Here is a 24,625-nt window from a genome sequence, read left to right as displayed (position 1 = left end):
GGCCGCCGCGGCGGGCCCGACCAGGTCGGCGGCCATGCCCTCGACCGTCAACGGGCGGTGCGGCAGCAGCAGATGGGCGGCGTCGGCGGCATCGCTCTCGTCGGTGTACCCCAGCACCGCCAGTACGCGCGCCCGCGGCGCCTCGACCAGCCGTACGGTGGCCTCCGTCAGCACCCCGAGCGTGCCTTCGCTGCCGGTGAAGGCACGGGCCACGTCGGCGCCCCGTTCCGGAAGCAGGGCGTCCAGTGCGTATCCGGAGATGCGCCGCGGGAGGTCGGGGAACCGGGCCCGCAGCAGCGCCGGTTCGTTCTCGGCCAGGCCGCGCAGGCCCGCGGCGAGCCGGGGCGGCAGGCCGTCAAAGCCTCGGGAGAGCCGCGCCCGCTCCCCGCCGTACGTCAGCACGTCCAGCTCATGGACGTTGTCGGCGGTCGTCCCCCAGGCCACGGAGTGCGCACCGCACGCGTTGTTGCCGATCATGCCGCCGAGGGTGCACCGGCCGTGCGTGGACGGGTCGGGGCCGAACGTCAGCCCGTGCGCGCCCGCCGCGGAGCGGAGCGCGTCGAGGACGACGCCCGGCTGGACGACGGCCGTACGGGTCTCCGGGTCGATCGCCGTGATCGCATTCATGTGGCGGGTGAAGTCCAGCACCACACCGGTGCCCGTCGCCTGCCCGGCGATCGAGGTGCCCCCGCCGCGGGCGACGACCGGCACGCCGTGCTCGCGGCAGACGGCGAGGGCGGCCGCGACGTCGGCGGCGTCGTGCGGGGCCACGACGCCGAGGGGCACGCGGCGGTAGTTCGAGGCGTCCATGGTCATCAGGGCACGGGCGCCGGCACCGAAACGGACCTCGCCCCGCACGGCTTCACGGAGTGCGGCCGCCAGCCCTTCGTGGTCAGCATCACTCTCCACAAGATCAGCCATACCCCCCATAGTGCCCCGGAGCCCCCGGTTCCACCGTCTCACCGAACGGACGTTTTACTGATCGGGAACACCGCACGCACTAGGCTGCCTGCGTGGCTGATATCCAGATTCCCGCTGACATCAAGCCCGCCGACGGTCGCTTCGGCGCGGGCCCGTCCAAGGTGCGTACGGAAGCGCTCGCCGCGCTGGCTGCCACCGGAACCTCTCTGCTCGGCACGTCCCACCGCCAGGCCCCGGTCAAGAACCTGGTCGGCCAGGTGCGCGACGGCGTGCGCGAACTCTTCTCCCTGCCCGAGGGCTACGAGGTGATCCTGGGCAACGGCGGCTCCACCGCCTTCTGGGACGTCGCGACGCACGGCCTCATCGAGACCAGGTCGCAGCACCTCGCCTTCGGCGAGTTCTCCTCCAAGTTCGCCAAGGCCGCGAAGCTCGCGCCGTGGCTGGAGGAGCCGACCGTCATCTCCTCCGAGCCCGGCACGCACCCGGAGCCGAAGGCGGAGGCGGGCGTCGACGCCTACGCCTTCACCCACAACGAGACCTCCACCGGTGTGGCCGCGCCCCTCAAGCGCGTCGAGGGCGCCGACGAGGGCGCGCTCGTCCTGGTGGACGCCACGTCCGGCGCGGGCGGCCTGCCCGTCGACATCGCCGAGACCGACGTCTACTACTTCGCCCCGCAGAAGTCCTTCGCCTCCGACGGCGGCCTGTGGATCGCCGTCTTCTCGCCCGCGGCCCTGGAGCGGGCGGCGCGCGTGCACGCCTCCGGGCGGCACATCCCCGAGTTCTTCTCCCTGCCGACCGCGATCGACAACTCCCTGAAGAACCAGACGTACAACACCCCCGCCCTCTCCACCCTCTTCCTGCTCGACCAGCAGCTGAAGTGGATCAACGGCCAGGGCGGCCTGGACTGGGCGGTGCGCCGCACGGCGACCTCGGCCCGCACGCTGTACGGCTGGGCCGAGGCCTCCGGCCACGCGACGCCGTTCGTGACCGACCCGGCCAAGCGGTCGGCCGTCATCGGCACGATCGACTTCTCCGAGGACGTGGACGCGGCGGCCGTCGCCAAGGTCCTGCGCGCCAACGGCATCGTGGACACCGAGCCGTACCGCAAGCTGGGCCGCAACCAGCTGCGCGTCGCGATGTTCCCGGCGATCGACCCGGCGGACGTGGCGGCCCTGACGGCCTGCGTCGACTACGTGATCGAGCGCCTCTGACGAGGAGGGGCCGCCCTCTCAAGGCGGGCGGCCCCGTCACGCACTTCTCCCTCTCCCGCCCACGCGCCTCACCGCCGGCGGACCACCCTCCGCACCCCCAGCACGAGGACCGCCGCCACGGCGAGCGTGCCCGCGCCGAGGGCGATGGTGCGGGTCCGGTCGTCGCCGTCGCCGCCGTCCGACCCGCCACGGGAGGCGCCGCCGCCCTTCGCGTCGTCCCGCTGCTTCGCCGCCGCGTCCGGCACCAGGGCGCCCTGCAGGACGACCGGTTGCACGGAACTGCGCTTGCCCTCCGTCCCGTACATGAGGGTCCTGCCGTCCGGGGCGAAGGTGACCGATTCCCCCTGGCGCTGCAGCGGCACGCTCGGGCGGCCGATCTCCTCGGGGCGGCCGTCGCGCCAGCGGTACTCGATCGCGTCGAAGTAGCCGCGGACGACGAGCCGGGTCCCGTCCGGGGAGAAGGCGCCGTCCGTGGCCCACGTGTCGATGTCCGCGGTCTTCCGGAAGACGTTGACGCCGGACGCGGACAACTTCTCCGGGGCCGCGTACAGGGCGCCCGGGCCCGAGCGCTTCTTGCTGACGATGTACACGCGCCCGGTCTTCGGATGCACCATCAGCGACTCGGCGTCGCGCGGCCCGTCCTCGTAGCGGACGGTGTAGCGGGTGGGGGTGACGGTGGTGTCCTTGAGGGTTTTCGGCTCGGCGAAGCGGTAGATCCACACTTCCTTCCAGCGTCCGCCGAAGTTGTCCCCGATGTCACCCACGTAGAGGGAGCCGTCCGGGCCGAGGGAGATGGCCTCGACGTCGCGGGTCTCGATACCGGAGAGGGTGACGGTGGCGACGGTACGGCCGGTGCGGCTGTCCACGGCGTAGACGTACGGGCCGTCGTCGCTGTCGTTGTGCGTCCAGTACACGCCGGGATGGGTGCGGCTGGCCGCCAGACCGCTGGACTCCTTGATCCGCGGGTCCTCCATGGTGAAGGCGGCGGCGCCGTCGGCGGCGGCCTGCTGCGCGGCGGCGTCGCCGTCGGCCAGGGCCGGGCCGGCGGGCAGCACGGTGAGCGCGGCGGCGGCGAGAGCGGCGAGGATCGGGCGTGGACGCATGGCTCCAAGCCTGCCATCCGGCCGCGCGCCACAGGGTCGGGCGACACCGGCGCGGTCACGGCGAGCGCGGTACTGGGCGGCTTTGCCGGGGCGCCGGTGCGACCGGCGCGCGCCACCCGCCCGGAACGCGACACCCCCGCTTTCCCGCGCGCCTCCCTGATCTGCACCCCGTCCCCGACACCTCTGCAAACACGGTGAATATTCGCCAGAACCGCGGCCGAAAAACGCCAACCAATAAGAACTCATTGGCGAATTACCGCACTACCGTTCGCGCGATCTCCCGTTAGGTTCTCGTTCGAACGGCAATCAGTTCCAGGGAGGGAAGTCAATGAAGCGCATCAAGCGCCGCCTGGCCTACGCAGCCGTGGGTTCGATCATGGCGGCCGGCACCAGCCTGGTGGGGGCCTCGGCCGCTTCGGCAGCACCGGCGCCGCACGTCTCGTCCTGCGACAGCTACAGGAACACCGGGACCGTGTGGACGGCCAACTGCCGCGTCGACTACGGCCAGTCCCAGTCGTGGACCCGGTGTTCCGACGGCACCTACCTGTACGGCTCCTGGGTGGGCAAGGGCTACTGGATCTTCAGAGGCGACTGCTCCGGCCACGGCCGGGTCGTGAGCTACGGCCACAGGGACCGCTGACCCGGCGCGATCCGGTGAGGTGACACCCCGACGGTTTCCGCCCCGCCCGCTATTCGGCGGGGCGGATTCCGCCACCCCGCCCTCCGGACGGCACCGCCGCTTTTTGTTTTATACAAAAAATAATTCACTTTGATTTGCCGGAGAAAAGCCCTGCTCAGGCGGCACGGCGAACCGAAGGTCCGGACCGCCGTCCGATCACGCACCCGTCACGCACCCGTCACGCACCCATCGCGCGCCCCTCACACGCCCCTCGCGTGTCCCACCCGCCCCACGATCCGCGATGATGTACCCATGCGGATCATGTTCGTCGGCGACTCGATGACCATCGGTAGCGCCGGTGACCACACATGGCGCTACCGCATGTGGCAGCACCTCAACGCGACCCACGGCGGCCCGTACAAGATCGTCGGCCCGCGGCGCGAGCTGTACGACCCGGCCGCCGACGCGCCCGTCTCGCACGCCTACGGCGCACCCGGCTTCCCCGAGCGCGCCCGCGCGCACCTCGCCGGCTGGGGCGAGGGCTGGCTGCACATGGCCCCGCTCATCGGCGACGCCGTACGGACCGGCCGCGCCGACACCCTCCTCGTCTCGCTCGGCCTGATCGACCTGGGGTTCTACACCGACGCCGGGCAGACGGCCGAGAACGTGCACCGCTTCGTCACCGAGGCGCGGGCGGCCAACCCGCGGATCCGGGCGGTGCTGCTGCCCGTCATCCGCAACGTCCGCGCCCTGGGCGACCCGGCCTTCGCCGACGAGTGCGAGCGCTTCAACGAGCTGCTCGGCAAGGCCGTCGCCGAACTCGGCACGCCCGGCTCGCCGCTGCTCCTCGCCTCCCGCCCGGAGGGCTGGGACATCGACCGCGACACCTACGACGGCACGCACCCCAACGCGGCCGGCGAACACCTGCTGGCCGCCGCCTTCGCCGACGCGATGCACCAGGCGTGGGGCGAGGGCGCGCCGTACATCCCGGCGCAGGACTGACGCCCGGCCCCTCCGCACCGCCCGACGCGCCGCCGGGCGGGACACGCCGTCCGGCACCGGCGGGACACGCCGTCCGGCGGCGGCGGTGACACGCCGTCCGGCGCCCGCACTCTTGATTGGAGTGCGCTCCAGGGCGTTGGCTGGTCCGCTATGGAGTACACGCAGCTCGGACGCACGGGACTCAAGGTCAGCCGGATCGTCCTCGGGACGATGAACTTCGGCCCCCAGACGGACGAGGCCGACAGCCACGCCATCATGGACGCCGCGCTCGACGCGGGCGTCAACTTCTTCGACACCGCCAACGTCTACGGCTGGGGCGACGACAAGGGCCGCACCGAGGAGATCATCGGCACCTGGTTCGCCAAGGGCGGCGGCCGCCGCGAGAAGGTCGTCATCGGCACCAAGGTCTTCGGCAACATGGGCGCCGACGGCGCCGACTGGCCGAACCACGACCGCCTGTCCGCCGTCAACATCCGCCGCGCCGTCGAGGGCAGCCTCCGCAGGCTGCAGACGGACCACATCGACCTGTACCAGTTCCACCACGTCGACCGGGCCACGCCGTGGGAGGAGATCTGGCAGGCGGTCGACGTCCTCGTCCAGCAGGGCAAGATCGTCTACGCGGGCTCCTCCAACCACGCCGGCTGGCACATCGCCCAGGCCAACGAGACCGCGCGGCGCCGCGGCTCGCTCGGGCTGGTCAGCGAGCAGTGCCTGTACAACCTCGCCGAGCGGCGCGCCGAGATGGAGGTCGTCCCGGCCGCGCAGGCGTACGGGCTCGGGGTGATCCCCTGGTCGCCGCTGCACGGCGGGCTGCTCGGCGGCGTCATCCGCAAGGAGCGGGAGGGCGGCAGCGCCCGCGCCGCGTCCGGCCGCTCGGCCGACGCGCTCGCCAGCACCAAGGTCCGCGAGCAGGTGCAGGCCTACGAGAACCTGCTGGACAAGCACGGCCTGGCACCCGGCGAGGTGGCGCTCGCCTGGCTGCTCACCCGCCCGGGCGTGACCGGCCCGATCGTCGGCCCGCGCACGGCCGGCCAGCTCGCGTCCGCTCTGCGCGCGGCCGAGCTGGAGCTGTCCGGCGAGCTGCTCACCCAGCTGGACGAGATCTTCCCGGGGCCGGGCCCGTCGCCGGAGGCGTTCGCCTGGTAGGACCAGGGCCAGGATCAGGATCAGGACCAGGACTGCGGTCAGCGTGGTCAGCGCGTTCAGGCCGGGCAGGCGCAGCGTCGTGGCGTCGGCCCGGCCCCTGGGAGCCGCCGCGCCGGCGTGAACCCCTGAAAGCCCCCACGGGAGCCTTCGCGCCCCGCTTACGGCGTCACTTCACCGCCGCCACCACGGCGACGACGACGAGCATCGCGGCGAGCGCGGCGGTCATGATGCGGTTTCTGGTCTTCGGGTCCACGCATCGAGCGTAACGGGCGGCGGGTGGTGGCCCGGCCGCCGGGGCTCGCCCGCCGGCCGCTACCCGCCCAGCTCCCAGGCGGCCACCGTCTCGTACCGGGGACGCTCCCCGGGAACGCCGCCGCCCGGAAGCCGGCTCCGTATGAGCTCCAGCCGCTCCACGGTCCAGGGCGTGCCGCTGAAGCCGGCCAGGCTCTCGGCGTACGGCCGGAGGTTCACGGGACTCGCGGCGCGGGCGAGGGTGAGGTGGGCCCGGAAGTCGTGCGTGGTGTCGACGGCGACGCCCGCCCGGCGCGCCCCGGCCGCGGCCGAGCGGGCCAGGTCGCGCAGGATCGTCCGCTCGCCGTCGGCCCCGACCCACAGCACCCGGTCCCCGAACCGCCCGCCGCCGGCGAAGCGCAGTTCGTGCGGCGCGTGGCGGTGGGCGGCGCGCCCCAGCCGCTCGGTGAGCTCCGGCAGCAGCTCCGGATCGACCTCGCCGAGGAAGGCGAGCGTGAAGTGCCAGCCGGACGGTTCGGTCCAGCGCAGCGCCTCCGCACCGGGCAGCCCGCGCAGGGACGCGGTGGCGTCCGTCAGCTCGACGACGGCCGCCTCGGGCGGCCGGACAGCGGCGAAGAGTCGCATAGAACCAGTCTCCCCTTTGGGCAGGGGTTTACGGATGCGGCGGCCGGGGGGTTCGGACGGGACGGGCCCCTGCCCCCGGCCCGGGCCGGGGCGGCGGCGGAGGGCCCTCGGGTGTCCCGGCCCGCCGGCCATCGCGGAGGGTTTCACGGAGGGTCTTCCACAAGGCGGGCCGTCCCGCCGGCCTGCGTCGCGCGGGACGTCCCCGGCTACGCCGCCGTCGCCAGCCCCTCCGCCGGTGCCGGCTCGCGGGGGACGAAGGCGACGTGCGGGTGGCCGCGCCGCAGGTCGATCTTCAGGCGCAGGCCGCCGACCCGGGCCAGGGCCAGGCCCACCCCGGCCGCCGCGAGCGTGGCGACCGCGCCGCCGGCGAGGAAGCCGACGCGGGCGCCGTAGGCGTCGGTCACCCAGCCGACCAGCGGGGCGCCGAGGGGCGTGCCGCCCATGAAGACCATCATGAACAGGCTCATGACACGCCCGCGCATCGCGGGATCCGTGGCCAGCTGCACGCTGGAGTTGGCGGTCACGTTGATCGTCAGGCCGAACATCCCGATCGGCACGAGGAGCGCCGCGAAGACCCAGAACGAGGGCGCGAGCGCTGCCGTGATCTCCAGCAGGCCGAAGAGCAGGGCGGCGCCCACGAGGAGCCGCAGCCGCGAGCTGCCCCGGCGCGCGGCGAGCAGGGCGCCCACCAGGGAGCCGGCCGCCATCAGGGTGTTGAGCAGGCCGTAGGTGCCGGCGCCGCCGTGGAAGACGTCGTTGACGAAGGCCGTGAGCCAGATCGGGAAGTTGAAGCCGAAGGTGCCGATGAAGCCGACGAGGACGATCGGCCAGACGAGGTCCGGCCGCCCGGCCACGTAGCGCAGGCCCTCCCTGAGCTGGCCCTTGCCGCGCGGTGCACGGTCGACCTTGTGGAGCTCGGAGGTGCGCATCAGCAGCAGTCCGGCGACGGGCGCGACGAAGGACAGGCCGTTGAGGAGGAACGCCCAGCCGCTGCCCACGGCGGTGATCAGCACACCGGCGACGGCGGGGCCGACCAGGCGCGCGGACTGGAAGTTGGCGGAGTTGAGGCTGACGGCGTTGCGCAGGTCGGCGGGGCCGACCATCTCCACGACGAAGGCCTGGCGGGCGGGGTTGTCGACCACGGTGACGAGGCCGAGCGCGAACGCGGTCAGGTACACGTGCCAGACCTGCACGTGCCCGGAGAGAGTGAGGACGGCGAGCGCGAGGCCGGTGACGCCCATGGCCGTCTGGGTGGCGACGAGCAGCCTGCGCTTGGGGTAGCGGTCGGCGATGACGCCGCCGTAGAGCCCGAGGAACAGCATGGGCAGGAACTGCAGGGCCGTGGTGATGCCGACTGCGGCGGACGAGCCGGTGAGGCTGAGGACCAGCCAGTCCTGGGCGATGCGCTGCATCCAGGTGCCGGTGTTGGAGACGACCTGGCCGGTGGCGAAGAGGCGGTAGTTGCGGATTCCGAGGGAACTGAAGGTGCCGCCCTTGCGCCCCGGACTCGTGGTCCGGCCGGGCTTGTTCAGGGCGGCGCTGGATATGGCGTCGTCGTGGCTGTTCGGTGCGGGTGCGGAGTCTGCTCCGTGTCCCGTACTCAAAGTGGGTTCGCCTCCTCCTGGCGCTATTACAGGTGCGCGAGTTTCTCGAGGACGGGCGCGGCGGCGCGCAGCGTCGCCCACTCGTCCTCGTCGAGCCGGCCCACGAGCTCGGTGAGCCAGACGTTCCGCTTGCGGCGGCTCTCTTCGAGCATGGCCTCGGCCCGCTCGGTCTGGGTGACCACCTTCTGGCGGCGGTCCTCGGGGTGCGGCTCCAGCCGGACCAGGCCCTTGGCTTCGAGCAGGGCGACGATGCGGGTCATCGACGGGGGCTGCACGTGCTCCTTGCGGGCGAGCTCGCCCGGCGTGGCGCTGCCACAGCCGGCGAGGGTGCCCAGCACCGACATCTCCGTGGGGCTGAGCGATTCGTCGACCCGCTGGTGCTTGAGCCGACGCGACAGGCGCATGACACCGGAGCGCAGGGAGTTCACTGCTGCGGTATCGACTTGGGGGTCCCGGTCCGACATGTTCTTTAGCTTAACTCATTACCCGGGCTAAATAAAGCCGGTTCACCAGGGCGCCCGGCGGCACCGCCCGCAGCACCGGAAGCACGGCGGGGGGCGGGGTGGCCCCATCCACCCCTTGCGTGCGCGGGGGCAAAACATATGATCACCGGACTATTGCGGCGAATCATCGGGGGACGCCATGAGCACGGACGCGAACGCAAGCACGCACGCGAGCACAGACACGGCCACAGGCAGGAACACGACCGCAGAGCCGGGCGCGGTTGCACAGCCGGCGCAGCCCGTACAACCGGCACACCCAGTACAGCCCGTGCAGCCCGTACAGCCGGCACAGCCGGTCACCTTCGCCGACTGGGTGCAGCACTTCACCGACGAGGCCGGCCGGCGGCGGCAGACCGGCGACCCGGACTGGACGCAGGACGTCCGTCTGCCCCGCGCCGTCCGCAGCAGCCTCCAGCGCTTCCAGGTCGGCGAGAGCGGCGACGGCGCGAACCTGATCGGCAAGGCGGACCGGGCGGGCGACCCCGACTACGCCGCCGCCGTCCGCCTGTTCGTCGCCGAGGAGCAGAACCACGCGCGCCTGCTCGCCCGGCTCCTCGCCGCCGACGGCGCGCCGCTCCTCGACGGCCACTGGAGCGACGCGATCTTCGTCCGGGTCCGGCGGCTGTTCGGACTGCGCCTGGAACTGATGGTCCTCACGATCGCCGAACTCGTCGCCGTCCCCTACTACCGGGCGGTCCGCGACGGCGTCGGGCAGGCGCTGCCGTCCGAGGTCGCGGCCCGCATCCTGGCCGACGAACAGCGCCACATCCCCTTCCACTGCCTGCGCCTGCGCCGCTCGGTGGGCACCCTGCCCCGGCCGCTGCGCCGCCCCGCGATGGCCTGCTGGCAGGTACTGCTCTGCGCCGCCGCCGTCTTCGTCGCCGTGGACCACGGGGCGGCGCTGCGCAGGCTCGGGGTGCGCCGGGGACGCTTCGTCGCCCAGGTGACGGGGCTGGCGGGCGCGGTCGTGGCGGACGTCCTCGGCACGGGCCCCGGCCGTACGGACGGGGACAGCCGGACCCGCCGGCCCCTGCCTGTCATGTCCGGCCGCTGACAAAAGTCATGGCCAGCCGTGGATCAACGGCACTGCCGGAGGCACCGGGCGGACCGCGAAGGTAGGGGTACGCCCGGAAGCCGCACGGCTTACGGGGCACACACCGCAGACCCGGGGGGCCTCCGACCATGAGCAACACGTCCTTCACCGCACCGTCGGCAACCGCCACGCCGTACACGACCGATGCCCCGTCACCGACCGGCCACCCGGCGATGCCTGATGTGCGGTCAGCCCCTGCCGTCCCGCGGGGGCGGGCGCTCTGGGAGAGCTTCGCGCCGCTGGTGGTGGACGCCGTCCTGCCGATGGCCGCGTACTACGCGCTCAGCAAGGGGTTCGGCATGGGCACGGTCGCGGCCCTGGGCTGGAGCAGCGCGCTGCCCGCCGTGCGGACGGTCTGGGGCCTGGTGAAGGACCGCCGGCTCAACGGGCTCGCCGCGCTGATGCTCGTCGTCAACATCGTGGGGCTGCTGCTCAGCACGGTCAGCGGGGACGCCCGGCTGATGCTGGCCAAGGACAGCGCCGTGAGCAGCGTCATCGGCCTCGTCGTGCTGGCCTCCGCGTTCGGGCGGCGGCCGCTGATGACCACCGGGCTCAAGCCGTGGGTGGTCAAGGGCGACCCCGTGCGGCTGGCCGCCTGGGACCGGCTGTCGGCCGGCGACGCGCGGTTCCGGCGCACCGAGCGGACGTTCTCCCTGGTGTGGGGGACGGCGCTGCTGGCCGAGTGCGTCGCGCGGGTCGTGGGCGCGTACACCCTGCCGGTCGACACGATGGTGTGGCTGGGGAACGTGATCCTGGGCGTCGCGATCGTCGCCGGGATGCTGGTCGGCGGCGGGCTGGCCGCCGATCCGATGGAGAAGAGGGTCGACGCGGAGGTCCGGAAGGGCGCGGCGGCCGCGTAGGTCACGGGGCTGCGTAGGTCACGGAGGCCGCCGAGGCCGTGCAGGTGGTGGGGACGGGCGGCCGCCCCCCGCCTACGCTGGAAGTGCGGCCCGCTGAACGAACACCCGGGAGGCCGTCATGACCAGGAAAGTCGCCGACTGCCGCCGGTTGCCCGGCGAGACGGACTGCTCGCTGACCATCACCGGCGAGGAGGACGAGGTCGTCCGCGCCGCCGGCGAGCACGCCGTCTCCGTGCACAAGCACCAGGACAGCCCGGCGCTGCGCGAGCAGATCCGCGAAACGCTGGAGGACGAGAAGGCCAGCGCCTGAGGAGACGCTCCCCGCACCCGCGCCCGTGGCTCACGCGGGGAAGCGCCGGTCCACCCAGCGCCACGCCGACTCCAGCGCCCCGGCGGCCGTCGCCGCGATGGCGACGGCCGCCCAGGGCATGGTCGTGCCCACGAGCTTCAGCGCGAAGAAGTGCTGCAGCCAGGGCGTGACGAGCACGACGAGGAAGCCCGCGCCCATGGCCAGGACGAGGCCGATCCGCCACCACGTGTACGGGCGCGCGATGATCGCGAGCACCCACAGGGAGATCAGGAAGAGTGTCAGCGTCGCCGCGCTGGTCTCCGCGTCGAGGGCGCCCGGGCCCGCGTAGTGGTGCCGCGCCAGCAGGTACGCGGCGAAGGTCGCGGCCGCCGCGATGATCCCGGCCGGGATGGCGTACCGCATCACCCGGCGCACGAAGTGCGGTTTCGCGCGCTCCTTGTTCGGCGCGAGGGCCAGGAAGAAGGCGGGCACGCCGATGGTGAGCGTGGAGAGCAGCGTCAGGTGGCGCGGCAGGAACGGGTACGGCACCTGCCAGCAGACCACGAGGATCGCCAGCAGCACCGAGTAGACGGTCTTCGTCAGGAACAGCGTCGCCACGCGCGTGATGTTGCCGATGACGCGGCGTCCCTCCGCCACCACCGACGGCAGCGTGGCGAAGCTGTTGTTCAGCAGCACGATCTGGGCGACGGCCCGGGTCGCCTCGGAGCCCGAGCCCATCGAGACGCCGATGTCCGCGTCCTTCAGCGCGAGGACGTCGTTGACGCCGTCGCCCGTCATGGCGACGGTGTGCCCCCGGGCCTGCAGCGCGCCGACCATGTCCCGCTTCTGCTGCGGGGTGACGCGCCCGAAGACCGCGCCCCCGTCCAGGGCGGCGCCCATCTCCTCCCGGCCGGCGGGCAGCCGCCGCGCGTCGACCGGCCCCTCGGCGCCGGTCAGGCCCAGCTTGGCGGCCACGGCGCCGACCGAGACCGCGTTGTCGCCCGAGATGACCTTGGCGGAGACGTTCTGCTCGGCGAAGTAACGCAGGGTGTCGCCCGCGTCCGGGCGCAGCCGCTGTTCCAGGACGACCAGCCCCGTGGGCCGGACGCCGTCGGTGACGCGCGGGTCGTCCAGCTCGCGCGCGGCGCGGGCGAGCAGCAGCACCCGCAGCCCCCGGGCGTTGAGCTCCTCGACCTGGGCGAGCGCCGGGGCCTCCGGGGCCAGGAGCACGTCGGGCGCGCCGAGCAGCCACGTGCCGCTCTCGCCGTCGGGGGTGCTCAGCGCGGCTCCGCTGTACTTCCGGGCGGAGGAGAAGGGCAGCGACTCGGTGCAGCGCCAGCGCGCCGGCGCCGGATAGGCGTCGATGATCGCCTGGAGGCTGGCGTTGGGCCGGGGGTCCGCCTCGCCGAGGGCGCCGAGCACCTGGCGCACGTGGGCCTCGTCCGTCTTGTCGCCCACCGCGCCGTCCAGCAGGCGCAGCTCGCTGACGTCCATGCCGCCCTCGGTGAGCGTGCCCGTCTTGTCCAGGCAGACGACGTCGACCCGGGCCAGGCCCTCGATCGCGGGCAGCTCCTGCACCAGGCACTGCTTGCGCCCCAGCCGGATCACACCGATCGCGAAGGCCACGGAGGTGAGCAGCACCAGCCCCTCGGGAACCATGGGCACGATCCCCGCGACCATCCGCCGGACCGCTTCCCTCCAGTCGTGGTCCTGGACGATCCACTGGCTGACGATCAGGCCGGCGGCCGTCGGGATCATCATCCACGTCACGTACTTGAGGATCCGGCTGATACCGGTGCGCAGCTCGGAGTGGACGAGCGTGAAGCGGGACGCCTCCTCGGCCAGCTGGGCCGCATACGCCTCGCGCCCGACCTTGGTGGCGGTGAAGGCGCCGCCGCCCGCCACGACGAAGGACCCGGACATGACGGGGTCCCCGGCCCGCTTCAGCACCGGGTCGGCCTCACCGGTCAGCAGCGACTCGTCGATCTCCAGCCCGTCCGCCTCCAGGACCCGGCCGTCCACGACGCACTTGTCGCCCGGCCCGAGCTCGATCACGTCGTCGAGGACGATCTCCCCGGTCGGGATCGCGCAGGGCGCGCCGTCGCGGCGCACGGTCGGCTTCGCCTCGCCGATGACGGCGAGCGAGTCGAGGGTCTTCTTGGCCCGCAGCTCCTGGATGATGCCGATCGCGGTGTTGGCGACGATCACGAAGCCGAAGAGGCCGTCCTGGATCGGGCCCACGACCAGGATGATCAGGAAGAGGACGCCGATGATGGCGTTGAACCGGGTGAAGACGTTGGCCCGGACGATTTCCGTGGTGGAGCGCGAGGAGCGGACGGGTACGTCGTTGACCTCGCCCCGGGCCACCCGCTCGGCGACCTCGGGCGCGCTCAGGCCCGGGTGCGGCACCGGCAGGTGTTCCTCGGTCGCGGTCTGCGCCGGATCGCTCATGAGTCCGACGGTAAGGGGGCGCTGGGCGCCGTGCCTTCCGAACGGCGGGACTGCGGACGTCCCGACGGCTCGTAACCGACGTAAGAGCGAGCCTCTTCGGACAGGCTCCGGGCCTAGCGGGCCGTGCTTCCCGCCGCTTCGCGGTGATCGGCGGCGCGGCGGATCGCCGCATCGCGCTTGCGGACGTACCAGATGCCGATCAGGCCGAGCCCGCCGCCGGCCAGGCACGTCCACACCCACCACAGGTGACCGTGGTCCCGGAACCAGCCGTAGAAGGGGATCTGGACGAGGAAGAGGACGAACCAGATGACGGTGCCGCCGGTGATGGTGGCGACGACGTTGCCCTCCAAGGGCTCCGGCGCTTCGTGCCTGGGTGTCCACTTCGTCATGGGCGCAAGCGTAGTCCGTGAGGGGCGGGGGCCTGCGCGAGCCCCGGTGGGAGCCCGTGCGGGCACGGTGCGGGCACGGTGCGGGCACGGTGTGGGCACGGTGGGTGCGCAGTACGACTGCGGTGGCCGTGCGCTCCCGGGCGCGGACCCTTGGCGCATAAGGGTCTACGCGCGGAGATAGCAATCGCGGGCTTGTTTATTCATACTGAATCGAACGGAAAATGACTGGCCGGTTTCGTCTGATCATACAGTTCATGATCCATTCGCGTGTCCCCCCGCCGCCTACGTCCCCCGTGTAGGCCCATCCGACTGAGGTCCCGTATGCCCACCTCGGCCACTTCCCCGGTCGACGCCCAGCAGCCGTCCACGCCGCCGCCCCCGCCCAAGGGCGCCCTCGACCGGTACTTCCGGATCACCGAGCGCGGCTCCTCCGTCTCCCGGGAGCTCCGCGGCGGCCTGGCCACCTTCTTTGCGATGGCCTACATCGTCGTCCTGAACCCGATCATCCTCGGGGCCGGCCAGGACAAGTTCGGTCACCAGCTGGACAACGCCCAGCTGGTCACGGCCACCGCCCTGATGGCCGGGCTCAGCACCGTCCTCATGGGCGTCATCGGCAACGTGCCGATCGCCTGCGCCGCCGGCCTCGGTATCAACGCCGTCGTCTCGCTCCAGCTCGCACCCAAGATGAGCTGGCCGGACGCGATGGGCATGGTCGTCCTGGCGGGCCTGGTGCTGATGGTGCTCGTCGCCTCCGGCCTGCGGCAGCGCGTCATGGACGCCATCCCGGGCGGGCTGCGGCGCGCCATCGCGATCGGCATCGGCCTGTTCATCTCCCTGATCGGCCTGGTCGACTCCGGCTTCGTCACCCGCAACCCGGACGCCGCCCACACCACCGTGCCGCTGGGCCTCGGCCAGGGCGGCCAGCTGCAGGGCTGGCCCGTGCTGGTCTTCGTCGTCGGCCTCGCCCTGACCTTCATCCTCGTCGTACGGAAGACGCGCGGCGCGATCCTCATCGGCATCGTCGCCATGACGCTCGTCGCCATCGTGATCAACTCGATCGCCGGGATCCCCGGCGCGAGCTGGGGCCTGTCCGTCCCCCAGATGCCGGACAAGATCGTGGGCGCCCCCGACTTCGGCCTCATCGGTGACATCAGCCTCTTCGGCGGCTTCCAGGAGGTCGGGCTGCTGACCGGCTGCCTGTTCGTCTTCACCGTGCTGCTCTCGGGCTTCTTCGACGCGATGGGCACGATCATCGGCGTCGGCGAGGAAGCCGGGCTCACCGACGAGAACGGCCAGCTGCCCAACATGGGCAGGATCCTGATGGTCGACGGCGTCGCCGTCGCCGCCGGCGGCCTGGGCTCGGCCTCGGCCAACACCTGCTTCGTGGAGTCCACGGCGGGCGTCGGCGAAGGCGCCCGCACCGGCCTCGCCAACCTGATGACCGGCGGCCTCTTCCTCCTCACCCTGGTCTTCACCCCGCTCGCCACGGTCGTCCCCTCGCAGGCCGCCACGCCCGCGCTGCTCGTCGTCGGCTTCCTGATCATGGCGGCCAACGTCAAGGAGATCGACTGGAGCGACTTCACCATCGCGGTGCCGGCGTTCCTGACGATCATCGCGATGCCGTTCACGTACTCGATCACCAACGGCATCGGGATCGGCGTGCTCGCCTTCATCCTGCTGCGGATCGCCGACCGGCGGGGCCGCGAGATCCCATGGCTGCTCAACGTGGTCGGGCTCTGCTTCCTCGTGTACTTCTTCCTCGACCCGATCGAGCAGATGCTGGGCGTGAAGTAACGGCCTCGCGGCCTTCTGCCCCCGCCGAGCCCCCGGTGACCTCCGCCACCGGGGGCTTCGCGTTCCCCACCTTCTCCGCTCTCCGCCCGGGAACGGCACACTGAAGCGGTGAGCGTGGTGATCGATGTCTCGGGCGTGCCGCTGGACCGCGTGTCCTTCGCGGTGTCGCCGCTTGCCGAGCTGGGAGCGGCGCTGCACGTCCTGGCCGAGCCGTCCCACCACCCCGGCCTCCTCGACTGGGCCACCCGGACCAGGGCCCACCTCCCTCCGGACCTCGCCGACAGGCTCCACGAGGCGGACATCCTCTGGCGCTCCACGCGTTCGGACCTGTTCCTGCCCGGCGGCGCGGCGCCCGGCCCGGAAGCGGGCGGCCTCGAAGCGAGGGGCCTCGAAGCGGCCGTTCTCAAAGAGGAACTGGACGCATGGGACCGGCTGGACGACGACGCCTTCGTCGTCGCCGCGGTGGAGATCTCCTGCGCCACCTCCTTCGCCCACTCCAGTCCGTCACCGCTGCGCCGCGCCGAGGACCGCCGGCGCGCCCGGGAGCTCGCCGCGGCGCGCGGGCTGCGGCAGGCCGCGTTCGCCGACCGGCTGCTGGAGGACCCGCAGAAGGTACGCGCCTGGCTCCGCCGGCTTCTGGAGGACTGCGAACAGCACTTCTTCGGCGAGGTCTGGCAGCGGGTCCGCTCCCGGCTGACCGCCGACGCCCGCCACAAGAACGAACTGCTCAAGCACCGCGGCCTGGCGCACGCCGTCGCCGCGGTCTCCTCCGCCATCACCCTGGACACCGAACGCCACCTCCTGGTGATCGACAAACTGCAGGACGGCCGGGTGCGGGCCACCTCCGCCGGGCTGGCCTTCGTCCCCACGGCCTTCGGATGGCCGCACCTCGTCGTCCGGGACGCCCACGGCGACCGGCCGGTCCTCCAGTACCCCGTCGCCGTGCCCGAGCTGCCGCCGGCTCTTTCGCTGGCGGTGGTCCAGCAACGCCTGGAGGCCGTCGCCCACCCCCTCCGGCTCCGCCTGTGCCGGACCCTGGCCCGGGGCCCCCACTCGACCACGGAACTGGCGGACGCCAACGGCCTCACGGCCCCGGAGGTGTCCCGGCACCTCGGAGTCCTGAAGAAGGCCGGTCTCACCCGCGCCCGCCGGCAAGGGCGGTACGTCTTCCACGAGCTCGACATCGAGCTCGTCGGCCGCCTCGGTGCGGACCTGCTGGGGAACGCGTTGCGCTAGGTTCCGCCGGCGGATCCGGCGAGTCGTGCGGGCCAGCGGATCCGGTGAGTCTTGCGGACCCCTACCGGTACATCAGCCGCCGCAGCACCACCTCCACCGGCCCCCGCCACCCCCGGCGTTCCAGCGCGTACGCCCCGGCCACCGTCACCAGCCACACTCCCACCGCGAACAGGGCCATCGTGGCGCTGGTGAGGCGGGCGCCCATGCCCAGCCCCCAGGCCGCGAGCAGCGGGGCGAAGAGCAGCGAGTGGGCGAGATAGCTGGACAGGGACCGCTTGCCCACGGCGGCTACGGCCGTGACGGCTGCTGCGGCCTTCGCGTTCCCCCGTGCCGCCCGCCCGCTCCACCAGTGGACGAACAACGCCACCACCGCGACGTAGCCGAGCCCGGCCCCGTATCCGGTGATCTCCCGGAGCACCGTCAGCGCCCCGGACTCGCTCTGCGCGTCGTCCGGCACCCGGAGCGCTCCGACGTGCGCGAGGGCCGCGGGCAGCGCGCCGAGCCAGCCGACCGCGATGCCGAGGACCGCCGTACGGCGCAGCAGCGGCAGGTGGCGGCCCGGCTCCTCCAGGATGCGGCGGCGCGCGGCCCAGAAGCCGAGCAGGAAGAGGACGTAACCTCCGCCGATCAGGGCGAAGGGCGGAGCGGTGAAGGTGACGAAGAGGCCGGTCATCAGCCGCGTCCCCGCGGCGGCGAACCAGCTCTCCTCGCCCGCCCCGTAGGCCGCGGCCCCCGGTTCCGCATGCGCGTCCCCCAGTGACCCCAGCTCCCCCTGGAGCAGTGCCGAGATGACCGGCTGCGCGGACACGAGCACCAGCTGGGCGGCGGCGATCGCGATCCACCACTTCAGGGCGCGCTCGCTGCGCCGGAGGAAGAGCGGGGCGAGGGCGAGGCTCAGCAGCCCGTAGTAGCCGACGATGTCGCCCGCCATGAGCAGGGTGGAGTGGGCGAGCCCGATGGCTATCAGGAGCAGGCTGCGCCTGCGCAGGATCCTGACCGCGTCGCGTTCGCCGGCCCCGCCGGCGGTCAGGCGCAGGAAGAGCTGCATCATGCCGTAGCCGAAGAGGAAGGCGAAGAGCGGGTAGACCCTCAGGTCGAGCGCTGTGATCATCGCGAACTGAACCGCGTGGTCCAGCCGTCCCCCGGTCACGGGCTGCCAGCCCGAGGGCCCGTACGCGGACCGCCACAAGTGGAAGGCGGTGTTCGACAGCACGATGAACAGCAGCATGATCCCGCGCGCGAAATCGGGCGCGAGGGCCCGCTCGGCGGACCGTACGCCGCCGCGGCGTGAGGCTGGGGCCGGGCTGCTGTGGGCCTCGGCCGTGGTGTCGGTCGTCATGCATCGACGCTATGGAGCCACCGGGCAGCCGGGCGTCCCTCTTCCGTCTATGAACGCCACACCTTCGTCTAAGAACGCACCACCTTTCGTCCGGGAGTGGCGCCGGACCGGCCCCTTGCCGCCGCCCGTCCCGGACAGACCCCGGCCCCACCCTGTAAGCTCATTCACCGAAAAGGTGAAGTGATTCCGCGCCGGATGCGATCTCTGCACTCGCACCCTTGCAGGCCGGTGACACTTTCCACTGACAGGGCGTCAGATCGCCCAATTCGCCGAAGAATCAGGGCCAAATAGAGGCGACGGACAACGACGTAAGACGTCGCCCAGTGCGAGGGGTTGCCGGAGTGGCGGGACTGCGAGAGCGGAAGAAGGCGCAGACGCGAAGGCGCCTGGCGGATACTGCGTTCACCCTGTTCCGCGAGCGCGGGTTCGAGAATGTGACCGTCGCGGAGATTTCCGACGCCGCGGAAGTGGCCGTGAGCACACTCTTCGCCTATTTCCCCTGCAAGGAAGCGCTGGTCTTCGACGCCGAGGACGAGTACGGGCGCGCGTTGACGGCCGCGGTCCGCGACCGCGGCGCCGGCGTCTCTATCCTGGACGCGCTCGAGGCGCACCTGGTGCCGGTGACGCAGCCCGCGCCGGGCGGCCCGTCCGGCGAGGACTTCGTCGAACTCGTCAAATCCACACCGGCGCTGCTGGATTACGCCGGCCGGGTGCGGCACCGCTGGGAGGCCGGCCTCGCCGCCACCCTCGCGCAGGAGGCCGGGGTCCCGGAGGGCGACCTGCTCACGACGGCCCTCGCCCGCTTCGTGCTGGACGCCATCTTCCTCGTCACGTACGGCGATCACTCTCCGGAGGATCTGAAGTCCGTATTCGAGCGACTGCGGTACGGCTGGGCCGATTTCGGCACCGCGGCCGCCCGGAAACCCGCCGCCGGCGCCGCGGAGTAGGCAGCAGAAGCGCCCTCGCTCCGCAGAAGCACCCTCGCTCCTCAGAGGCGAGGGTGTGACGATCAACCCGGGAGCCCGGCCCGGATCCGTACGGCCGCGGATTCCTCGTGCGCATGGGGGATGACGGGCAGGCGGCGCACCACCCGCTGCAGCTCCCGGCTCGCCAGGGCATCGACCCCGAGGCCGGCGCCGTGGCGCGGAGCGCCCGCGCAGGACGGCTCGGTACGGCAGCCGCTCCGTTCGTCCCCGTAGACGCGGGCCAGATCCCGCTCCCATTCGCTCAGGGCTCGCACGCCGACGGCGTCCAGGTGGAAGACGACCCGTCCGCGCCCGTCCCGGGGCCGTAGTTCGAGGCGATCCGGCCGACCGCGTACGCCGGTGCACCGCCCCCCGGGCCCCAGGGCGACGGCGGACAGCCGGTGGACGAGGTACCCGAGAAGCGACGGGTCGGCGTCCAGGTGGAGACAGCACGGCCCGGTCGCGGCCGCACGCAGGCCGAAGGCCCCGTCACCCAGCGGCTCGACGTCCGTCGCGTACTCGATCAGCGCCGCCAGTACGTGGTGCTCAAGGCGCAGTTGCCCCCCGCAAGCAGCCGTGGCGGCTCGGCGGCCCTGACGCCGGGCGGCGCGGTATGCGGCGATCACCCGCCGCTCGAACGGCGTGAGCCGCACGGCGCCGGCATCCCGTTCACGGCCTGACGCCTCCGTGGACGGCGATCGCAGCACGTCCATCGCCCCCTTCTCGGCGAGCCTCCCCGTCCGGATCCGGCCGGGGGGACACCAACCTTGCCTCGAACTCGCCCCAGAAGGCAAGTGGTTCGACATTGACATCCACATCAATCTCGTATCTACTCTGAACTCGTAGCGACTTCGAAAATTTGAGGGGACCCATGAAAGTGACGGCTACGCGCCGCTGGCTGGCCCTCGGCGCCCTCGCTCTCGCGATGCTGACCGTCGGGCTGGACATGACGGTGCTCAACATCGCCCTGCCGACGCTCGCCCACGACATGCACGCCGGCACCGCGGCCCTGCAGTGGTTCAGCACCGCCTACACGCTGACGCTGGCGGGCGTGATGCTGCCCGCCGGTGCGCTCGGTGACCGCTTCGGGCGGAAGAAGGTCGTGTTCGGCGCCCTGGTGCTGTTCGGCGCGGCCTCGGTCTGGTGCGCATTCGCCTCGTCGTCCGCCGAACTGATCTCGGCCCGTGTGCTTCTCGGCGTCGCGGCGGCAGCGCTGATGTCCCTGTCCATGGGAATGATCCCGGTGCTGTTCCCCGACCCGGCGGAACGCGGCCGGGCCACCACCGTGTGGATCACGGCGGTGACGCTCGGCATGCCGCTGGGCCCCATCGTCGGCGGCCTGCTGCTCAACCACTTCTGGTGGGGCTCGGTGTTCCTGGTGAACATTCCGACCGTCATCATCGGCGCGCTCGCGGTGGGCCTGTGGATGCCGGAGTCCCGCAGCCTGACCCGGCGGCCCATCGGCCTCGTCAGCGTGGCGCTCTCGGCGGCCGGGCTGGTCGGCCTCACTTACGGCCTGATCCGGTTCGGCGACGAAGGCTGGGGCGACGGCACGGCCTGGGCGACCTTCGTTGCGGGCCTCGCCCTGATCGCGGGCTTCGTCGCCTGGGAGCGGACCCGGGAACACGCCCTCGCGGATCTCAGCCTCTTCGGGGACCGCGGATTCAGCATGGGCACCCTCTACCAGCTGATCAACGCCTTCGCGATGTTCGGCCTGTTCTTCACCATCCCGCTGTACTTCCAGTCGGTGCTCGGCGTCGATTCGCTCGGCAGCGGCCTGCGCATGCTCCCGATGATCGGTGGCCTGCTGGTGGCCACGAACTTCCTGGAGGGCCTGCGCGACAAGATCGGCCTCAAGGCCACCCTGATGATCGGCTTCGCCGTCCTCGCGGCCGGGATGGGACTCGGCTCGCTGACCGGCACCGGCACCTCGTACGGGTTCGTCGCCACCTGGATGGTCATCGTCGGCCTCGGCATCGGCCTGGTGCTGCCCACCTCCATGGCACTGGCCGTGGGCGCGCTCAGCCCCGAGCGGGCGGGCGCCGGATCGGCCCTCCTGTCGGCCCTGCGCCAGGCGGCCGGCACCACCGGTGTGGCGGTACTCGGCACCGTGCTGTCCACCCGGTACCACTCCGAGCTGGGCCCGCTCAACCACAAGCCGGTCTCCGAGGGCGTCGGATCCGGTGTCGCCGTCGCCGATTCGCTCGGCGACGCGACGATGCTCCACGACGTCCAGACGGCCTTCATGAGCGGCATGGACCTGCTCCTGATCGTCTGCGCCGGAATCGCGGTCGCCGGCCTCGTCCTCGCGGCGGTCACCACCAAGAGCCGCACCGCCGAAGCCGGGGCGCAGCTGCCCGAGGCGGAATCCGCGCCGATCGCGTAACCGCATACCGATGCTCTCCCACGAGGAAGTGATGAACATGCGCAGCATGGTTACCGTCTCGAAGATGGATCAAAATGCCATCGCCGAGGTTTCGAAACTGTTCGCCGAATTCGACAGTACGGAAATTCCGGGACTGATCGGACTGCGACGCCGTCAGCTGTTCGTGCACGACGGCATTCAGATCCACTTGTACGATTTCTCCGAAAATCCCGACCCGTCCGCGATGGAAAAGGTCAAGACCGATCCGCGCATGAGCCGGCTGGCGACCGACCTGAACCCGTTCGTCACGCCGTACGAACCCGCAACGTGGACTTCCCCGGCCGACTCCGCGGCCTTCTGCTTCCACGACTGGGAGGGCGGGCCGGCCGAGCACCGGAACCGGACGCACACCACCGTCACCATCACCCGGATGGACCAGGCCGCGATCCCCGCCGTCACGAACATCTTCCGGGAGTTCGAATCCGCCGAACCGTCCCTCTCGGCGGGAATCCTCCGGCGCCAGCTGTTCGCCTTCAAGGATCTGTGCATCCACATCCAGGAGCACGCCGGCAGCGACGGCGCGGAGATCGCCCGGAAGGCCGCGTCGGACATCTGGTCCGGCAAGGTCGTCCCGGCCCTGCCGGAGCTCACCCCCCAGGACCCCTCGACCGACGGCCACGCGAGCCGCTTCTACGGCTGGGAGGCCTCGTGACGCGATGAGTCTGCTGACAGCAACGAATCGTGACGTTGCCGGGCAGGCGTGAAGCCTCTGGTACAGGAACTGGTCCGCCAAGGACCGGTCCGCGTACCAGAGGCTTCACGCCTGCCCGGCGTCTGCCCGGCGTCGCATGTCCCGCAGCGTGGACACCCAGTGTCACTGTTCGGTCACCGCAGGCGCCCGACCCGCTCCAAACATGAAGTGAGGAGGATTACCTAGCGACTCTCATTACGTTGCAACTCCGGTTCGTGTACGCTCGACGCGACGTGAATCGAATCCGGGGGGGCGATTCTGGTGATCTGGAGGCTGCGCCGACCGACCGGGACCGAGAGGTACCAAGGGGCGTCCGGAGCGCGAGGCTTAGCGGCCGCTGCGCTCGCCGCTGCGTAGACAGCCGTTCGCACGGGTTCTTCCGGTTCGTTTTCCGTGACCGCGCGGCGCGCCTCGCTCAGCGGCCGCTCCTGTCGTCCGATGCGACGGCTCCTGTCGCCCGACGCGACGACCCCCGCCCGCCAAGTCGGCGCCGACCCCCGGGCCAGGCGCACCAAAGGCCCCCGGATCGTCGCGCCGCCGGAGCCGCATCGCCGACGACACGGCGGACCCACCGACCCGCATACTCGCGGAACCTCCTATGGTCGCACCCGGAATCACGCTGCATGTTTGTGGAATGTAATGCTCCATGGAAAAAATTCATAAAAACCGAGGGTAACTCTTGCGAGTCGTGTACCTTCAAGCGACCCGGAGTAGTGAAACCACTCGAACCTGTGGTGATACCCATCACACGCATTCCGTTTCGGTTGCGAAACCACTAGAGGGACTACAGGCTGACAACGATGAAGATAAGCCATGTGAACGCCGAGATAAGCTCGCTGTTCGACCGATATGCGCTCGGGCTCGACTACGACGAAATTGACGACGCGTGGACGTCCGGCCTTTTTACGAAAGATGTGCTCATCGAGTTCCCCGTCAGCCGGCACGTAGGAATCGACGGCCTTGCCGAATACCACCGCAAGGCGCTGGCGATGTGGGCCGGGACGCATCATGTGAATACGCCGTCGATTGTGAGCGTCACCGGGGACCGTGCGACGCTCCGGGCCAATATGACGTCGGTGCATGTGCACCACCCGCGGGAGGGCGAGGAGCGGCCGCACTATGTGTCCGGCACCTACGTCACGGGCGACGCGGTGCATACCGAGCACGGCTGGCGGCTTTCACGCCTTTCGTTCGAGCTGACATGGAAGACCGGTAACCCGCCCGACTGAGCGGGGAACTGATAACGGGGGATAACAGCACAGATGAAAGCGTGTTCTCAGGAAGAGATACTCGAAACCCACGACGGCGAGCGCAGCGCGACGGTCCGAGCGATGTTCGGCGGTCCGCGCGGCACCGCAGCGATGCCGACGTCGCCGTCCCGGAACGCCTCCGACACCTGGCGGATCCTCGTCGTCGAGAGCAACAAGAGCGATCGCGCGACTCTTATCGAAGCGCTCGCACGACATGGCCACGACGTCGCCGCCGTCAACTCGGGCGGGGACGCACTGACGTCGTTCGAGACTGCGGACCTCGTGCTGCTGGACCTCGATCTCCCGGACCTGGACGGCCTCGAAGTGTGCCGCGAGATCCGGGCGGCCCACGGCGAGATCCCGGTCATCGCCGTCACTTCACGGGGGTCCGAGCTCGACTGCGTTCTCGCGTTGCAGGCCGGAGCGGACGACTACGTCGTCAAGCCCTACGGGCTCCGGGAACTCATGGCCCGCCTGAATGCGGTGATGCGGCGTTCACGCCGGGCCCCGCACACCGATACTGGCGCCGACGGCGCGGGCGTGCTCGAGCACGGCCCGCTCCGGATCGACAGTCACTCGCGTGAGGTCAAGCTGCACGGCCGGCTGATTCCGGTGACGCGCAAGGAGTTCGACCTGCTCGCGCTGCTGGCCGGCACTCCGGGGCGGGTCGTCTCGCGGGAAACCATCATGCGTCAGGTCTGGGGCGAATCCTGGTCACGCCGTACCGTCGACACCCATGTGAGCAGCCTCCGGAACAAACTGGGCGGGCCTGAATGGATCGTCACCGTTCGTGGCGTGGGCTTCAAACTCCGCAGCATGTGATGACCATTCATGCGCGGCAAATTGACATTCGCTGAA

At 71.3% G+C, this 24,625-nt stretch carries 23 protein-coding genes; 14 read left to right on the top strand and 9 right to left on the bottom strand.

The features are described from left to right. On the bottom strand, positions 1 to 921 hold a 921-nt coding region (locus V7793_RS10085; RefSeq protein WP_336004507.1), incomplete at its 3' end, for an FAD-binding oxidoreductase. Between the two features lie 92 nt (positions 922 to 1,013). Between V7793_RS10085 and serC the strand changes: the two genes are divergently transcribed. Further along, complete coding sequence (serC, locus tag V7793_RS10080; RefSeq protein ID WP_336004505.1) at positions 1,014 to 2,132, top strand: phosphoserine transaminase; 1,119 nt, start codon at positions 1,014 to 1,016, stop codon at positions 2,130 to 2,132. A gap of 68 nt (positions 2,133 to 2,200) precedes the next feature. Here the strand turns inward: serC and V7793_RS10075 are convergent, their stop codons facing one another. Further along, complete coding sequence (locus V7793_RS10075; RefSeq protein ID WP_336004502.1) at positions 2,201 to 3,235, bottom strand: hypothetical protein; 1,035 nt, start codon at positions 3,233 to 3,235, stop codon at positions 2,201 to 2,203. Positions 3,236 to 3,563: 328 nt separating this feature from the next. Here V7793_RS10075 and V7793_RS10070 point away from each other — a divergent pair, with 328 nt between their 5' ends. From V7793_RS10070 to V7793_RS10060, 3 genes are all read left to right on the top strand, one after another. Then, positions 3,564 to 3,875: a hypothetical protein gene (locus tag V7793_RS10070; protein WP_336004501.1), complete on the top strand. Its 312-nt coding sequence runs from the start codon at positions 3,564 to 3,566 to the stop codon at positions 3,873 to 3,875. A gap of 291 nt (positions 3,876 to 4,166) precedes the next feature. Continuing rightward, positions 4,167 to 4,856 carry a GDSL-type esterase/lipase family protein gene (locus tag V7793_RS10065; RefSeq protein ID WP_336004498.1) on the top strand — a complete coding sequence of 230 codons (690 nt, stop codon included), beginning with the start codon at positions 4,167 to 4,169 and terminating at the stop codon, positions 4,854 to 4,856. Between the two features lie 150 nt (positions 4,857 to 5,006). Further along, the gene (locus V7793_RS10060) at positions 5,007 to 6,002 is read left to right on the top strand and encodes an aldo/keto reductase (protein WP_336004497.1); all 996 of its coding nucleotides are present in this window, start codon (positions 5,007 to 5,009) and stop codon (positions 6,000 to 6,002) included. 312 nt (positions 6,003 to 6,314) lie between these two features. Here V7793_RS10060 and thpR read toward each other — a convergent pair whose 3' ends face one another. From thpR to V7793_RS10045, 3 genes are all read right to left on the bottom strand, one after another. Continuing rightward, complete coding sequence (gene thpR, locus V7793_RS10055; RefSeq protein ID WP_336004495.1) at positions 6,315 to 6,878, bottom strand: RNA 2',3'-cyclic phosphodiesterase; 564 nt, start codon at positions 6,876 to 6,878, stop codon at positions 6,315 to 6,317. Between the two features lie 206 nt (positions 6,879 to 7,084). Then, complete coding sequence (locus V7793_RS10050; protein WP_336004491.1) at positions 7,085 to 8,482, bottom strand: MFS transporter; 1,398 nt, start codon at positions 8,480 to 8,482, stop codon at positions 7,085 to 7,087. A 26-nt stretch (positions 8,483 to 8,508) separates the two neighbouring features. Next, positions 8,509 to 8,946: a MarR family winged helix-turn-helix transcriptional regulator gene (locus V7793_RS10045; RefSeq protein WP_168090691.1), complete on the bottom strand. Its 438-nt coding sequence runs from the start codon at positions 8,944 to 8,946 to the stop codon at positions 8,509 to 8,511. 307 nt (positions 8,947 to 9,253) lie between these two features. Here V7793_RS10045 and V7793_RS10040 point away from each other — a divergent pair, with 307 nt between their 5' ends. The 3 genes from V7793_RS10040 to V7793_RS10030 all read left to right on the top strand — a co-directional run bounded on the left by V7793_RS10040 (position 9,254) and on the right by V7793_RS10030 (position 11,248). Then, positions 9,254 to 10,039: a ferritin-like domain-containing protein gene (locus V7793_RS10040; protein WP_336004487.1), complete on the top strand. Its 786-nt coding sequence runs from the start codon at positions 9,254 to 9,256 to the stop codon at positions 10,037 to 10,039. A 212-nt stretch (positions 10,040 to 10,251) separates the two neighbouring features. Then, a complete protein-coding gene (locus tag V7793_RS10035) occupies positions 10,252 to 10,938 on the top strand; it encodes a VC0807 family protein (RefSeq protein ID WP_336004514.1) in 687 nt (228 codons plus the stop codon). A 118-nt stretch (positions 10,939 to 11,056) separates the two neighbouring features. After that, a complete protein-coding gene (locus V7793_RS10030) occupies positions 11,057 to 11,248 on the top strand; it encodes a DUF1059 domain-containing protein (protein WP_336004486.1) in 192 nt (63 codons plus the stop codon). A 30-nt stretch (positions 11,249 to 11,278) separates the two neighbouring features. Here V7793_RS10030 and V7793_RS10025 read toward each other — a convergent pair whose 3' ends face one another. Both V7793_RS10025 and V7793_RS10020 read right to left on the bottom strand, forming a co-directional pair. After that, positions 11,279 to 13,678 (bottom strand): cation-translocating P-type ATPase, encoded by a 2,400-nt coding sequence (locus V7793_RS10025; protein ID WP_336004485.1) that lies wholly within the window; start codon positions 13,676 to 13,678, stop codon positions 11,279 to 11,281. Between the two features lie 113 nt (positions 13,679 to 13,791). Then, on the bottom strand, positions 13,792 to 14,067 hold the full coding sequence (locus tag V7793_RS10020) for a DUF2530 domain-containing protein (RefSeq protein ID WP_336004482.1): 276 nt from the start codon (positions 14,065 to 14,067) through the stop codon (positions 13,792 to 13,794). Positions 14,068 to 14,388: 321 nt separating this feature from the next. Between V7793_RS10020 and V7793_RS10015 the strand changes: the two genes are divergently transcribed. Together V7793_RS10015 and V7793_RS10010 are read left to right on the top strand one after the other, a co-directional pair. Next, the gene (locus tag V7793_RS10015) at positions 14,389 to 15,861 is read left to right on the top strand and encodes an NCS2 family permease (RefSeq protein WP_336004479.1); all 1,473 of its coding nucleotides are present in this window, start codon (positions 14,389 to 14,391) and stop codon (positions 15,859 to 15,861) included. Between the two features lie 108 nt (positions 15,862 to 15,969). Continuing rightward, positions 15,970 to 17,097: a DUF5937 family protein gene (locus V7793_RS10010; RefSeq protein ID WP_336004476.1), complete on the top strand. Its 1,128-nt coding sequence runs from the start codon at positions 15,970 to 15,972 to the stop codon at positions 17,095 to 17,097. Between the two features lie 61 nt (positions 17,098 to 17,158). Here the strand turns inward: V7793_RS10010 and V7793_RS10005 are convergent, their stop codons facing one another. Then, the gene (locus V7793_RS10005) at positions 17,159 to 18,436 is read right to left on the bottom strand and encodes a DUF418 domain-containing protein (RefSeq protein WP_336004474.1); all 1,278 of its coding nucleotides are present in this window, start codon (positions 18,434 to 18,436) and stop codon (positions 17,159 to 17,161) included. Between the two features lie 341 nt (positions 18,437 to 18,777). Here V7793_RS10005 and V7793_RS10000 point away from each other — a divergent pair, with 341 nt between their 5' ends. Further along, positions 18,778 to 19,383: a TetR family transcriptional regulator gene (locus V7793_RS10000; RefSeq protein ID WP_336004471.1), complete on the top strand. Its 606-nt coding sequence runs from the start codon at positions 18,778 to 18,780 to the stop codon at positions 19,381 to 19,383. Between the two features lie 62 nt (positions 19,384 to 19,445). Here the strand turns inward: V7793_RS10000 and V7793_RS09995 are convergent, their stop codons facing one another. Further along, entirely contained in the window at positions 19,446 to 20,114 is a 669-nt protein-coding gene (locus tag V7793_RS09995; protein WP_336004468.1) for a hypothetical protein, read from the bottom strand. Between the two features lie 158 nt (positions 20,115 to 20,272). On the opposite strand from V7793_RS09995, the gene V7793_RS09990 reads away from it, so the two are divergent. The 4 genes from V7793_RS09990 (at position 20,273) to V7793_RS09975 (ending at position 24,589) form a co-directional block, all read left to right on the top strand. Further along, positions 20,273 to 21,787: an MFS transporter gene (locus V7793_RS09990; protein WP_336004466.1), complete on the top strand. Its 1,515-nt coding sequence runs from the start codon at positions 20,273 to 20,275 to the stop codon at positions 21,785 to 21,787. A 31-nt stretch (positions 21,788 to 21,818) separates the two neighbouring features. Next, on the top strand, positions 21,819 to 22,478 hold the full coding sequence (locus V7793_RS09985; RefSeq protein WP_336004511.1) for a TcmI family type II polyketide cyclase: 660 nt from the start codon (positions 21,819 to 21,821) through the stop codon (positions 22,476 to 22,478). An 839-nt stretch (positions 22,479 to 23,317) separates the two neighbouring features. Further along, positions 23,318 to 23,746 (top strand): nuclear transport factor 2 family protein, encoded by a 429-nt coding sequence (locus V7793_RS09980; protein ID WP_336004462.1) that lies wholly within the window; start codon positions 23,318 to 23,320, stop codon positions 23,744 to 23,746. A 102-nt stretch (positions 23,747 to 23,848) separates the two neighbouring features. Beyond that, positions 23,849 to 24,589, top strand: a complete 741-nt coding sequence (locus V7793_RS09975; protein ID WP_336004459.1) for a response regulator transcription factor — start codon at positions 23,849 to 23,851, stop codon at positions 24,587 to 24,589. The last annotated feature ends 36 nt before the right edge of the window (positions 24,590 to 24,625 follow it).

The sequence above is a fragment of the Streptomyces sp. KLMMK genome, from assembly GCF_036961605.1.
GTDB classification, from domain to species: Bacteria; Actinomycetota; Actinomycetes; order Streptomycetales; family Streptomycetaceae; genus Streptomyces; species Streptomyces telluris.
This window is presented reverse-complemented; position numbering and strand designations above follow the sequence as displayed.

Coding starts and splice junctions, on each gene's coding strand:
- V7793_RS10075 (WP_336004502.1), bottom strand. CDS start 3,235: ATGCGTCCACGCCCGATCCTCGCCGCTCTCGCCGCCGCCGCGCTCACC.
- V7793_RS10070 (WP_336004501.1), top strand. CDS start 3,564: ATGAAGCGCATCAAGCGCCGCCTGGCCTACGCAGCCGTGGGTTCGATC.
- V7793_RS10065 (WP_336004498.1), top strand. CDS start 4,167: ATGCGGATCATGTTCGTCGGCGACTCGATGACCATCGGTAGCGCCGGT.
- V7793_RS10060 (WP_336004497.1), top strand. CDS start 5,007: ATGGAGTACACGCAGCTCGGACGCACGGGACTCAAGGTCAGCCGGATC.
- thpR (WP_336004495.1), bottom strand. CDS start 6,878: ATGCGACTCTTCGCCGCTGTCCGGCCGCCCGAGGCGGCCGTCGTCGAG.
- V7793_RS10045 (WP_168090691.1), bottom strand. CDS start 8,946: ATGTCGGACCGGGACCCCCAAGTCGATACCGCAGCAGTGAACTCCCTG.
- V7793_RS10035 (WP_336004514.1), top strand. CDS start 10,252: ATGCCTGATGTGCGGTCAGCCCCTGCCGTCCCGCGGGGGCGGGCGCTC.
- V7793_RS10030 (WP_336004486.1), top strand. CDS start 11,057: ATGACCAGGAAAGTCGCCGACTGCCGCCGGTTGCCCGGCGAGACGGAC.
- V7793_RS10025 (WP_336004485.1), bottom strand. CDS start 13,678: ATGAGCGATCCGGCGCAGACCGCGACCGAGGAACACCTGCCGGTGCCG.
- V7793_RS10020 (WP_336004482.1), bottom strand. CDS start 14,067: ATGACGAAGTGGACACCCAGGCACGAAGCGCCGGAGCCCTTGGAGGGC.
- V7793_RS10015 (WP_336004479.1), top strand. CDS start 14,389: ATGCCCACCTCGGCCACTTCCCCGGTCGACGCCCAGCAGCCGTCCACG.
- V7793_RS10005 (WP_336004474.1), bottom strand. CDS start 18,436: ATGACGACCGACACCACGGCCGAGGCCCACAGCAGCCCGGCCCCAGCC.
- V7793_RS09995 (WP_336004468.1), bottom strand. CDS start 20,114: ATGGACGTGCTGCGATCGCCGTCCACGGAGGCGTCAGGCCGTGAACGG.
- V7793_RS09990 (WP_336004466.1), top strand. CDS start 20,273: ATGAAAGTGACGGCTACGCGCCGCTGGCTGGCCCTCGGCGCCCTCGCT.
- V7793_RS09985 (WP_336004511.1), top strand. CDS start 21,819: ATGAACATGCGCAGCATGGTTACCGTCTCGAAGATGGATCAAAATGCC.
- V7793_RS09980 (WP_336004462.1), top strand. CDS start 23,318: ATGAAGATAAGCCATGTGAACGCCGAGATAAGCTCGCTGTTCGACCGA.
- V7793_RS09975 (WP_336004459.1), top strand. CDS start 23,849: ATGTTCGGCGGTCCGCGCGGCACCGCAGCGATGCCGACGTCGCCGTCC.